The sequence below is a fragment of the Nostoc sp. JL31 genome (assembly GCF_017114965.1).
Taxonomy (GTDB): Bacteria; Cyanobacteriota; Cyanobacteriia; order Cyanobacteriales; family Nostocaceae; genus Nostoc; species Nostoc punctiforme_A.
Genome location: NZ_JABXKO010000042.1, coordinates 61055 through 73455, shown reverse-complemented (window position 1 = coordinate 73455; position 12401 = coordinate 61055). Strand labels below are relative to the sequence as shown.

General features: G+C 40.2%; 12 protein-coding genes. 7 read left to right on the top strand and 5 right to left on the bottom strand.

All coding sequences use genetic code 11. The annotated features are described in order from the left end of the window. Positions 1–224: 224 nt before the first annotated feature. From HWQ43_RS09775 to HWQ43_RS09765, 3 genes are all read left to right on the top strand, one after another. Positions 225–491: an Arc family DNA-binding protein gene (locus HWQ43_RS09775; protein ID WP_292732482.1), complete on the top strand. Its 267-nt coding sequence runs from the start codon at positions 225–227 to the stop codon at positions 489–491. Beyond that, positions 488–949 carry a type II toxin-antitoxin system VapC family toxin gene (locus tag HWQ43_RS09770; RefSeq protein ID WP_292732480.1) on the top strand — a complete coding sequence of 154 codons (462 nt, stop codon included), beginning with the start codon at positions 488–490 and terminating at the stop codon, positions 947–949. Before HWQ43_RS09775 ends, HWQ43_RS09770 begins: the two co-directional genes overlap by 4 nt. A gap of 180 nt (positions 950–1129) precedes the next feature. Beyond that, positions 1130–1576, top strand: coding sequence for a thioesterase family protein (locus HWQ43_RS09765; RefSeq protein WP_292732478.1), 447 nt, complete (start codon positions 1130–1132; stop codon positions 1574–1576). Here the strand turns inward: HWQ43_RS09765 and HWQ43_RS09760 are convergent. Genes HWQ43_RS09760 through menA form a run of 3 tightly spaced genes read right to left on the bottom strand, consistent with a single transcriptional unit; the run spans position 1569 to position 4942 of the window. After that, a complete protein-coding gene (locus HWQ43_RS09760) occupies positions 1569–2999 on the bottom strand; it encodes a 2-succinylbenzoate--CoA ligase (RefSeq protein WP_292732476.1) in 1431 nt (476 codons plus the stop codon). The genes HWQ43_RS09765 and HWQ43_RS09760 overlap by 8 nt on opposite strands. Beyond that, positions 2984–3994: an o-succinylbenzoate synthase gene (locus HWQ43_RS09755; RefSeq protein ID WP_292732474.1), complete on the bottom strand. Its 1011-nt coding sequence runs from the start codon at positions 3992–3994 to the stop codon at positions 2984–2986. The genes HWQ43_RS09760 and HWQ43_RS09755 overlap by 16 nt, the downstream gene beginning before the upstream one ends. Positions 3995–4045: 51 nt before the next feature. Next, a complete protein-coding gene (gene menA, locus HWQ43_RS09750; protein WP_292732472.1) occupies positions 4046–4942 on the bottom strand; it encodes a 2-carboxy-1,4-naphthoquinone phytyltransferase in 897 nt (298 codons plus the stop codon). Positions 4943–5251: 309 nt separating this feature from the next. Here menA and HWQ43_RS09745 point away from each other — a divergent pair, with 309 nt between their 5' ends. Beyond that, entirely contained in the window at positions 5252–6667 is a 1416-nt protein-coding gene (locus HWQ43_RS09745; protein ID WP_292732470.1) for an isochorismate synthase MenF, read from the top strand. A 43-nt stretch (positions 6668–6710) separates the two neighbouring features. Here HWQ43_RS09745 and HWQ43_RS09740 read toward each other — a convergent pair whose 3' ends face one another. Then, positions 6711–7661: an L-lactate dehydrogenase gene (locus HWQ43_RS09740; RefSeq protein ID WP_292732468.1), complete on the bottom strand. Its 951-nt coding sequence runs from the start codon at positions 7659–7661 to the stop codon at positions 6711–6713. Between the two features lie 384 nt (positions 7662–8045). Between HWQ43_RS09740 and HWQ43_RS09735 the strand changes: the two genes are divergently transcribed. Beyond that, positions 8046–8555 (top strand): GNAT family N-acetyltransferase, encoded by a 510-nt coding sequence (locus tag HWQ43_RS09735; RefSeq protein ID WP_292732466.1) that lies wholly within the window; start codon positions 8046–8048, stop codon positions 8553–8555. Between the two features lie 63 nt (positions 8556–8618). Here HWQ43_RS09735 and HWQ43_RS09730 read toward each other — a convergent pair whose 3' ends face one another. Further along, positions 8619–9926, bottom strand: coding sequence for a glutamate-5-semialdehyde dehydrogenase (locus tag HWQ43_RS09730; protein ID WP_292732464.1), 1308 nt, complete (start codon positions 9924–9926; stop codon positions 8619–8621). A gap of 407 nt (positions 9927–10333) precedes the next feature. Between HWQ43_RS09730 and HWQ43_RS09725 the strand changes: the two genes are divergently transcribed. Next, a complete protein-coding gene (locus tag HWQ43_RS09725) occupies positions 10334–10861 on the top strand; it encodes a tetratricopeptide repeat protein (protein ID WP_292732462.1) in 528 nt (175 codons plus the stop codon). A gap of 24 nt (positions 10862–10885) precedes the next feature. Next, complete coding sequence (locus tag HWQ43_RS09720; protein ID WP_292732459.1) at positions 10886–12322, top strand: M48 family metalloprotease; 1437 nt, start codon at positions 10886–10888, stop codon at positions 12320–12322. Positions 12323–12401 lie beyond the last annotated feature (79 nt).

Sequence of the window (12401 nt, the reverse complement as noted above, 5' to 3'; positions counted from 1 at the left end):
GTAATTATTTATGAATATCTAGATTAAATCTAACTGTCAAATTACTTTTTATTTATGAATCATAGGTTTTGAGGGTCAAGCCACAATTTGACTGATTTTTTTGGGTATTATAATCATAATTGGAACTTAATTAAAATTTATCAAAAGTGAGATACATCACCCCACTCCGCCCTTTTGCTTGCATAATGCTATCATAATCATAAATCCTGCTTCGAGGTAAAGCGATGGCTACCCTTTATGTAAGAAATTTACCCGATGACTTGTATGCAAAGCTGCAAGAGTTAGCGGCATCTGAACACCGTTCCATTAACGCCCAAGTTATAACTCTGTTAGAACAAGCTTTAAAAACTGAAGCACAGCGAACAGAAGACGAAAGACGAAAAAATGTCCCAAAACTTTTAGAGGAAATTCGCCTTCGCCGTGAGAGTCGCCAGACTGATGTGGAATGGCCTGATAGTACTGCGTTAATCCGAGAAGACCGAGACAGATGACTATCCCTCTCAGGTGTGTTGTAGACGCAAGTGTAGCTATTAAGCAATTTATACCAGATGATCCACTAACTCCGAAAGTTAATCAACTGTTTGCTCATCTTGGCAATCCTCAAACTGCAATCTTTGTCCCAGACCTGTTTTACATTGAGTGTGGCAACATCATTTGGAAGTATGCCCGCGCCAAACTTTATGCTGTTGCTGATGTGCCAGCAGATTTAGCAACTCTCAAAAGCTTCCCTTTGCGTGTCGTCTCTACAGCTGACTTGATGGCGGATGCAGTTGCGATCGCATTAAATTATGGAATCTCTGCCTACGATGGCTCTTATGTTGCACTTTCACAGCAGGTAGGTGCTACTTTGCTGACTCTCGACGGTAAGCTGGTGAAAGCTCTAGCAACTTCGTCTTACAATGTTTCCTCGTTTAATGACTTTGAGGTTCAGGCGTTTGAGTCGATGTAGAAGCGATCGCCTTTCCTCACCATATATTTAACCCCAAAGCATTGAATGAGGCTAAACAAATCGATACAAATTCAGAATTGGGGAAATTAAATTTTTATCACTGACTTATCTTAGTTGCAATAAAATTAGTTTGTAAAGCAGGGAATAAACCTGCTGTTTTTTAATATTCAATTGTCAAAAATGTCTTTTACTTATAAACGCACGGTTCGCTTTCAAGATACTGATGCTGCTGGGGTAGTTTATTTTGCTAATGTTTTGGGTATTTGCCATGAAGCTTATGAAGAATCTTTAGAAGCATCAAGTATTAATCTCAAAGATTTTTTTACTAATCCGTCTGTGGGGTTTCCCATTGTTCATGCTAGTGTTGATTTTTTGCGCCCTATGTTTGTTGGGGACAAGTTGCTGATTAGCTTAATTCCGCAAAAAATAGGTGTTGAGAAGTTTGAAATTACTTATGAAATTACTGTGGCTGAGGTGGTAGTTGCTAAAGCTATTACTCGTCATGTTTGTATTGATGTGAGTAGTAGAAGTAAGCAGGAATTACCTGATGAGATAGTTCAGTGGTTGGAGACGAACCGCAGAGACGCAGAGGACGCAGAGAGAAGAAGGTCGAGAGAGATTATGTGATGGAATTTTGGAGGAATTCTGTGGCGATTTGCTGTAACTGTTGACGGTTAATTTTACCTTGGGAGTTGCGGGGTAAGTTTTGCTGGGGAATCCAATATTTAGGGATTTTAAATTTGCTGAGTTTGTCTTTGAGTAGAGTTTGGATTTTTAAGGCAGAGATATCTGATTTTTTGGGAATGTAAATCGCTGTTAAGGCTTGTCCCCAGTGTTTATCTGGAATGCCAATGACACAAATATCGGCAACCATTTGAGTTGCTTGTATTGCGGATTCAATCTCTGCTGGGTAAATATTTTCGCCACCTGTAATAATTTTGTCGCTGTCACGTCCGACTATATTTAAATGACCTTGGTCGTCTAAAAAACCTAAATCATCTACTTGGAAATCAGTTTGATTTTCTTTAGCTATAGGATAGTAACCAAGGGCTAAAGATTGAGCATGAATGGTGATATTCCCGATTTGATTGGAATTTAAAATCTCACCTTGCTGATTGCGAATAGTTACTTTTGCATGGGGAAGAATTTGACCACTGCTAATTTTACCGCCGAGAAAATCATCTGGTTTGAGGGTAGCAATTTGAGAGGCGGTTTCTGTCATACCATAGGTAGGTGCTAACCGGATGCGGTGAAATCTGGCTTTTTCTAGTAGTTCGTTCCATGCTGGCGCACCTCCCAAAAGTACAGTATTAAATTGGGATAGCCATTCAGTTAATAGGGGATTTTGCAGGAGACGTTGTAACTGTGTTGGTACTAAAGATATGAAAAATTTTGATTGTTTAATATTTAATATTTGACCGGATTCTACGGCTTTAAATAGTTGAATAGCTAGTTTACCTGCGGTGGTAAAAGAGCGCATAAATTGCATTAAACCGCTAACGTGATATAGCGGTAACACGCAAAATGAATTGACTTGTTTGATTTGAAAGTATTCTGTAAATCCTTGTACCGATGAGATGAGAGTTTCCCAAGTGTGAATGGCAAATTTAATTTCTCCTGATGAACCACCCGTAGGAATCAGAATCAGTGCTGAGTGCTGAGTGCTGAGTGCTGAGTGAGAGAGTAAGAGATGGGGAGAGACGCGATTAATCGTGTCTGTACTTGGGAGTAGGGGAGTGGGAGAGTGGAGTAGTTCTCCCAAAATAATGTCTGGCTGTACTAAATCAAACACTTGTTGCCATTCTTGTGTTCCCCAGTCGGGGTTACACAGAAAAACTTGGCAATTAGCTGCACAAGCAGCAATAAAACTTGCTAAAAATCGCAATGGTTCGCGTTCGGCTAAGATAATTTTTGGTGGTGTTCCACACGCTGATCGTTGTGTTAGTTCTAAATATAATTCTTGAGCTATTTGATTAAATTGACGGCTGTTGTAACCAATAAACCAATCATTCTGAGCCAGGTTATTAAGACAGTCTAAAGGTCGTTCCATAAACTTTGAAGCCAGGTTTCTTCTTGTTCAAAAAAATGGTCTATGCCAAAACCAATTGCCCTGTTGTTTCGGGATAATTCGGCTGCTAGTTGGAGTGCTGCAAGTCTAGCGATCGCAGTTTCAAATACTGATGAAAATACAGTATCAATTTGATGTTGGTGACAAAACTTTCTCAGACGAGATGGCGAGCCAACTATCCCAGGCTTGATCACAAAAATCCCTCGCCAACCTTGTTGATGACAAGCAGCAAGTTGCCCAAGTGTGGCGACAGATTCATCTAAAGCGATCGCAGTTTCATAACTCGTACTCAATTCCAACATCTGCTGAAATTGCTCAACGGGTAGCGGTTGTTCGATAAATTCAATTTCTAGGGGTAGTTCTCCATTTGCCTTGAGATTGTCGCAAGTCGACAGCCATAAGTTTGCTTCCTCATAGCTGAGTCCACCGTTGGCATCTAATCGCAGTTTGGTAAAGGCTGGTAAGGTTTGTATCAGTGACTCAAAAATTTCTAGTTCATCAGCGATCGCATTCACACCAATTTTCCACTTAAACGTGCTATATCCCTGCTGCCACAACGTTTCCCATTGATTTAAAGCCGCTTCACCAGATGGTAATAAGGCACTGAAAGATTGGGCATTGGGCATGGGGCATGGGGCATTGGGCATTGAGAAGAATTCATTTCCCCACTTCCCACTCCCCCACTCCCAAGCTGACTCAAAGCCAAACTGACAAGCAGGTAACTCATCTGGGATAGAGAAAATTATCTCGTCTGTGATTTCTTCTGGGAGTTGGCGACAAAAATCTAAGGCTTGTTCTAGGGTTTCGGAACCAAACCAGCTAATGGGGGCGATTTCTCCCCAGCCGACTTTACCTGATTCATCGGTGAGACGGAGGATAATACCTTCACGAATATCCCACTTACCATGATTGGTAGTCAGCGATCGCAAAAATCTTCGCTGATATGGACGAAATTCAAATCTGTAGTCATTAGTCATTAGTCATTAGTTATTTTCCCTCTGTTTCAATGCCCAATGCCCCATGCCCAACTAAAGAATAAATCCTAAGCCGAACAGCAAGCAAGCCCAGAAATGCACGGCTACGGCGATGAATTTACAGTTACTAACTTTGTCGGGCTGGTTGTGATTTTGTTGGACGTGGCGACATAATTTGACAGCGAAGGGTAAACTTACCCAACTCAGTAACGTCCAAACTGGAGAAATTCCCAATAGCACAAATAGCAAGGTGAGGGGATAAATGCTCGCAGTGAACCAAACTAGGACTTGGGCCCCTCTTTGGGTTCCGAGACGGACGATCGGCGATCGCTTTCCTGCGGCGATGTCATCCTTAACTTGGTGAAAGTGTGAGCAAAATAAAATTAAGGTTGTGGCAATCCCGACAATCACTGAGGCTGCTAAACTCGTTATTGACCAAGTTTGGGTTTGGCTATAATATGCTGCCTCCACTGCTAAGGGGCCAAAGGCAAAAAAGCAAATAATCTCGCCTAAACCCTGATATCCTAAGCGAAAGGGAGGCCCTTGGTACGTGTAGCCTAAACCGCAGCACAGCAGTATTATACCGATAACAGTTAGGTCATGTTGCCAAAACGCGATCGCTAGTATGCCCAGCAATCCCAAACCTAAACACAAATTTCCTATCCAAAATATTAATGGCTTATTGCCTGTTAAGTTCACCAGAGAATGGTGCTTATTTTTATCGATACCTGTTTCGGAATCAAAGACATCATTACTGATATTTTCCCAGGCAAGAATTAAGATTGCCGAAGCTACAAAAGTAGAAAATACTACACTATTGAAAATTTTAGTTTCGGCAAATGCTACTGCTGTTCCTACCCAAATGGGCATAATGGCAACGCTATACATTGGTGGTTTAATAGCTGCCATCCATAACTTGGTGTTGGGATATAAAATTTGCTTGGTAGTCATCAGTTGTGATTAATTAAAGTACCGGAATATTACTCACACTTTAGATTTTATGATTTAAAGAGACGCTAGATATGGCTGATATACAAACAACTGTCACTTTTACTATGACTTGTTAACTTTGTGTTGTTAACACTCAACCTCACGTTGCAATCTAAGACTGAAACTGTCTTATCATAGTCTGAGAACACCACGAATCAGGCAAACCCTACGCTGGTGAAATGGCAACTTAATATGTTACCTGTAAAAATACGACCACGATTAATTACACTTTAGGAAGTTAACTTAAAAAAATTTACTATCGTTAAATCCATGACAGTTTCACCATGTCGTAGCAACTTCTTTGTAGAGCACAAAGATTTATATCAATTTCTGGTAGCAGTGCAAGAAAAGTGCGTCAAAAATAATTGCAGACAAATTGTCAGTATCTCCCAAGAAATTGATTTAGTTGATCCTTTACTTGTATTGGATAAACTTACACAAGCAAATGAAATAAATTTTTACTTTGAGGACAGAGTTAAAGGAGAAGCGATCGCAGCAATTGATGCTGTAGCAAAATTACAGATTGATGGCTCAGACCGTTTTAATCAAGCAGAATATTTTATCAAATCTTGTCTAAAAAATATAATTAATTTTGGTAACGCAAACCAACCTTTTTCTGGTCCTCACTTTTTTTGTTATTTCAGCTTTTTTGATAAAAATGCCCAAGTAGATTATCCATTTCCATCTGCTACCATTTTTCTTCCACGTTGGCAAGTAGCCGTAAAAAATCAGCGTTGCGTATTAGTAACAAATCTAATTATCAATCCAAATGTAAATATTGCAAGATTGTTGGAGAATGTGCAAAATAAAATTCAATTTCTCCAAGCTTTAGAAAAATACTCTGCTAATATTGATTATTTTCCTAAAAACTTATATAAAAAATCTATCACAAACTCTGCCCAATTTAAACGTTCAGTAGTATCTGTTTTGGAAAAAATTCAGTCTACTCATTTAAGTAAGATTGTCCTAGCAGATATATTAGATGTAAAATCAAGTAACAACTTTAGCTTAGTTAAATCCTTAAATAATCTTAGACAAAACCATCCTAATTGTTATATCTTTTCTACAAGTAATGGCAAAGGACAAAATTTTATTGGTGCAAGTCCAGAAAGATTAATTAGTATTAATAATCAACAGTTAATCACTGATGCTTTAGCTGGTTCTGCACCACGAGGTAAAACCCCTGCTGAAGATGCAGCTAATGCCAATCGCTTACTAAATAGTGAAAAAGAAAAGCATGAACATTCGCTAGTACTTAATTTTATAACTCAACGTCTATCCCAGCTAGGTTTATCACCTCAAATATTAGCACCACGGCTGCGACAATTATCGAATATCCAGCATTTATGGACACCTATAAGTGCGATAGTTCCTACTAACATCCATCCATTAAAGATTGTCGGACAATTGCATCCTACGCCAGCCGTTGCGGGTGCATCACAAGATGTAGCTTGTGCCGAAATTCGTCGTTACGAAAGCTTTGAGAGGGGTTTATATGCTGCACCTTTAGGTTGGATAGATTCTCAAGGGAACTGTGAGTTTATTGTGGGAATTCGTTCAGCATTAATTAATGGCGATCGCGCAAGATTGTATGCTGGTGCTGGTATCGTGGCTGGCTCCGATCCTGACAAGGAGTTTGCTGAGGTGCAACTTAAACTTCAGGCTTTACTGAAAGCGTTAGTTTAACATTCAAAAAAGGACGTTTTTAAACAGACTATTTGAGTTGATTTTAATTATCCAAAGAATTGTAGGCTTCATTCAGTTTGGTGGCTGACTCTTCTAATAAGCGTTGTTCATGAGGATTTCTTGGTAACACCAGTTGGCGCTCAATACCTTGGGAACTAATGATACATGGAAGTCCAAGAACAACTTCACTACCAACTCCATAGTTAGAATCTGCTCTCACCGATACTGGAAATATCTGCTTTTCATCCCGCAGGATGGTATCAACTAACTGACAAACTACTATTGATATGCCATAGCTAGTATTTCCCTTACGTTCAGAAATGTTATAACCTCGCTTACGGGTTAACTCTGCATACTCTTGCTGAATTTGTTCCAGCGTTGCTCCTTGTGGTATGGGGAATTCAGCTAACAAAATTCCCCCAATAAATGCACTAGACCAAACGACAAATTCACTGTCTCCATGCTCTCCAATCACATAAACATGAACGTCTTGTTTACTAACGTTCAGTCGCTTACCAAGTTGATATCTCAGTCTAGCAGTATCAAGAACGGTTCCTGAACCGAAAATTAGGTTTTCTGCTCTAGTGGAATTGGCGATCGCAATCCGTGTTAGTATATCCACTGGATTGCTAACGATAAGTACGATTGAATTCGGTGCAACTCGATCCAATTCTTTTATTGTTGAACGCATGATTTCTGCATTATCGCTCAATATATCTAATCGGCTTTGTCCTTCTTTTTGCTGCACCCCAACAGTCACGACAATAATATCAGAATCCGCTAAATCTTCATACTGATTTGATGGTATAATCTCCATGTCTTTAAGTAGGGGAATGGTGTCTTCAATATCCCATGCTTGCCCCTCAGCTTTTGATAAAGTTCGGTCAAAAAGGACGACTGTTACACATTTACCAAGTAGCACTAAATCATTTGCTACATTTGCACCCACATTACCTGCACCAATAATACCGACCTTGGATATTTTGCTACTCATGCCAAATCTATTTTTTTGTAACTGGCTTGATAGGTTAATGTTAACTCCAGAACTAACCCTTTCGAGTCAAGATTCTTGAAGCGATCGCTTCATCTCAAAGATTTAATATGTTGACGCAAGACAGAATTTATGAGGGTTTTGTATTCGACACCCTGGAATTGAAACCAAGCTATGATTCTGGATCAATCTGAATTAATTTCTGTGCTTGAGTTCCTGGCAATTTCAACATTGCCTTCTCGAAAAACTCATCGTTTAATAATGGAATATTCAGAATAATCAACGTTGTCATCTGACATCGAGTCCAATGCTTCCTAATTAGGATGTGAGATATTGTTCAAATAGTTGGCGCTCATTATGTTTTAGTTTCAGTATCGTAGATGCTTTATGAAAATCGAAGTGATAAAAGCTACTCAACAACAAAAGTCAGTGCTGTGTAATTTAATGGAACTATACCAGTATGACTTAAGTGAGATAGAAGCTAAAGATGTAGATGCCTGCGGCTTATTTGGCTATCGATATCTTGATTACTATTGGACAGAACCTAAACGACACCCATTTCTGATTAAAGTTGATGAGAAACTGGCAGGGTTTGTACTTGTTAATCAGCATATCTACCTTCATCAAGATAACCATGCTATGTCTATTGCCGAGTTCTTTATCCTCAAGAGGTATCGAAGTCAGGGTATTGGGAAACAGGTAGCTATTCACATTTTCAACAAGTTTCCTGGCAATTGGGAGGTACGGCAGACTGCTTTGAACTTAGGCGCACAAGCTTTTTGGGGTAAGGTAATTAGTCGATACACTAATGGAGCTTTTAACGAGGTTTTCTTAAACGATCATCGATGGCATGGCCCAATTAAAACTTTTGATAACTCAGACAAACTATTAACATAAAAAATACACCGGATAAATCGGTGTATTTCTAGCGTTACTAGAGCATATACTTTTGTTGATATTTTACACTAAATCCTGATGAGTAAAAGCTTTAGCATTCGCCCCAGTGTAAGTAGCTACAATATGTCCATCGCCAGTCATTTGATATTTGTATGTGACTAATCCTTCTAAACCAACGGGGCCGCGGGGAGGCATTTGTTGTGTACTAATTCCTACTTCTGCACCAAAACCATAGCGGAAGCCATCAGCAAATCTGGTAGAACAATTGTGGAATATATTAGCTGAATTTACTAGTCCAAAGAAAGTTTCAACAGATGCTGAATCTTCAGAGATAATCGCGTCAGTATGGCGAGAACCATATTCGTTAATATGAGCGATCGCATCTTCTATAGAGTCTACAATCTTTATGGACAAAATAAAATCGCTATATTCTGTTTCCCAGTCTATCTCTGTTGCAGCTACAATGTTAGGTAAAATTTTCAAGGTGCGTTTATCGCCTCTTAATTCCACATGGCGTTCTTGCAAAGCCTCAGCAACTTTTGGTAAAAATTCTGTAGCAATTGATTGGTGAACTAGCAAAGTTTCAATCGCATTACAAACAGCAGGATATTGCGCTTTAGCATCGACAGTAATCGGAACTGCTTTCGAAATATCGGCGGTTTTATCTATATAAAGATGACAAATACCGTCAGCGTGACCTAGTACCGGAATGCGCGTATTTTCCTGCACAAATCTGACAAAGGAATTAGAACCTCTAGGGATAATTAAATCTACATATTTATCTAACTTCAAAAGTTCTAGAGTTTCTTCTCTAGTTGTGAGCAACTGTACCGCATCTGGATTAACAGCAGTTTGAGATAATCCCTGTTTAATTGCCTTAACTATCGCTTCACAAGAACGGACAGCTTCCTTTCCACATTTGAGGATTACACCATTTCCCGATTTGATTGCTAAAGAAGCAATTTGAATCGCCGCCTCTGGACGGGCTTCAAAAATAATTCCCAAAACACCTAAAGGACAAGTAATTCGTTTGAGAATTAAGCCAGTGTCAAGTTCGCGGTGAATTTGGATTTTACCAATAGGATCGTCTAGCTTACCTACATCTCGTACCCCAACGATCACATCTCTTAATTTATGTTCATCCAACTGTAAGCGCTTATAAAGTGGTTGGGAAATCCCTTCGGCAGTAGCAGCTTTACAATCAGCAATATTTGCTTGTAAAATTTCATCTCTAGCTGATTCTAAAGCTTGTGCGATCGCTTCAATCGCCTGATTTTTTGTTTCAGTAGAGAGAATCGCTAGCTTACTTGCAGCTTGGCGAGTTTGTCCGGCGATCGCAATTAGGGGAGAAGCTATATCAAAAATAGTCATAGTAGAAATCTTTACCTTTTCCTCATCTTATCAATCTCAGGTTATGTTCATCATTCGTCTTCCTCCAATCGGGTGAACCATTTGGGTAATCAATAATTACTCTAATCGGGTGAAGCAAGACTGGCTTAAAAACATTATTCTTTAAATATCAAACCCGGACAAAGAGGTAGTAAGTTTACCGCAGCAAAAATATTATAAGTATTATTACCGTTTTTATTTGAAAATCTTAAACATGATTTATGCGTTCCCCAGGCTAGAGAGACATAGCAATATATGTTTCTCTAGTCTTTTACTTAAGTAGATATTTTATACTGTCATTATTTAAATTTTTACGAAATTGCAGTGACGATCACTGGATCTATTGAGTATTGATAGATCAAATACCACTCCTTCAGTAGGGAGATCCTATGTCATTGCAATCTGCATTAAATGCCTTAAACCAAAAACGTTATCAAGAAGCGGTTGAATTACTCGAACAATTCTGCTGCGATTCTGTTGAACACAATTCTTCAGATTATCTTTCAGCACAGATGTGGCTGATGAAAGCTTATCAAGCCACAGGCGAAACCGAAAAAGCCAAGGCGCTGTGTCAAAAGTTAATCATGAGTGAAAATCCACAGGCTCGCAGTTGGGCAGAACAAGCTAGTCAATCCTTCCGCCAAACGCCACCTAAAGCTAGCCAAAAAGCTGGTCGTGCCGTTACCACTGGGATGAAATTAGCAATGGGGGGAGTGGGTGGTAGTTTGGCGTTAGCTTCTGGTGTCACCATGACCTTGCTCTTTGGCATGGTGTTGGCTTTAGGTTTAAGCTTAGTATTTATTTTGGGTAACGATAATCCACTCCAAGGATTAGCGATCGCTATTGGTATTACCCTAGTTTTTAATATCGCCGCCTTTTTCATATCTCCATTCATCATGGACTTAACTCAAGGCTAGCTTTACCAAACTCGCTGGGTAGAGTTGGCAGAAGTTGAAACCCTCAGTCCAGAAACAGCTAAAGTTATTCGCCAAGTCTGTAACCAGAAAAAGCTGAAAACGCCCCGTTTGGGAATTATTAACGACCAAAACCCTACGGCTTTTACTTATGGCTCATTGCCGAACAGCGCCCGTCTAGTCGTCAGTCAGGGACTTTTCACATACCTCGATGACGATGAAATTGCTACCGTTTACGCTCACGAATTGGGGCACATCGTCCACTGGGATTTTGCAGTGATGACAGTAGCTTCTACCTTAGTGCAAATTTGTTACTTGATTTACAGCACAGCTAGAAGATTTGGGCGTGGTGGTGGCGATAGCAAAATCAAAGATGCGATGCAAACTGCGGCCCTAGTTGCTTACGTGTTTTATGTCGTCGGTACTTATCTAGTGCTGTACCTCTCTCGCACACGAGAATACTTTGCCGACCACTTTGCAGCCGAAAGTACGGGTAATCCCAATGGATTATCCCGCGCTTTAGTGAAGATTGCCTACGGAATTTTAGAAGAAGGTTCGCGCACACAAGAACCCAGCCGTTTAATTGAAGGGACTCGCGCCTTGGGTATCTATGATCATAAAGCCGCCGCTTCCACAGGAACCGCTTACCGCATTGCATCCGATACTCAAAAAGTTGGTCGCGTCTTTCTGTGGGATATGTTTAACCCTTGGGGCTGGTGGATGGAGTTAAATTCCACTCACCCATTGACAGGTAAGCGAGTTCGTGCGTTAAGCAACTACGCCGAACAATTGGGTTTACCGACTGAGTTTGATATGGGGCGAGTTATTGGAGAAGGAAAAACTCTTAATAAAAGTAGGCTTTACGGCAACTTCTTTTTAGATGTTGTACTATACGGCGCTGAAACAATTGGTTTCTTAGTTGGCTTGGTAATAGGTGTAATTTTGTTGTCAAGTTCGCCAAACACAGGTTTGGTAATGGGTGTGCCACTTATTGGCTTAGGGATTGGAATTGTGGTCAAAGCCTTGGTGATGTTTCCCGACTACAAGCAAGCACCAGAAACCGATATTCTCACCCTGATGTCAGACCCTTATGCCAGCCCGTTACGTGGACAACCTGCAAAACTTGAAGGTCAACTTATTGGTCGTGGCGACGCTGGTTATAAATTTGGTTCCGATTTAAAAATTCAAGATCGTAGCGGAATGCTTTATTTACATTACGCCTCACGCTTTGGCCCTATCGGCAATTTTTTGTTTGGGATGAAGCGAGTCCAAAGCTTGATTGGCGAACTAGTTGGGGCTGTGGGTTGGTTCCGTCGAGGTGTTGCGCCTTGGATGGATTTAATTCAACTCCAGAGTGAAAATGGCACCATTGTCAACAGTTATCATCGCTTCTGGTCATTCATCCTTGGCGGTGGATCGATTATCCTGGGAGTGGTCTTGATTATGTTTTTGAGCCGCAGCTAGCAAAGTTTCTAGGCTGCTGTGAAAGCATTTCTCAGCCCATCCAAGCTTTAATTTGTCAGGAGGTAGTTAGTAACTGCCT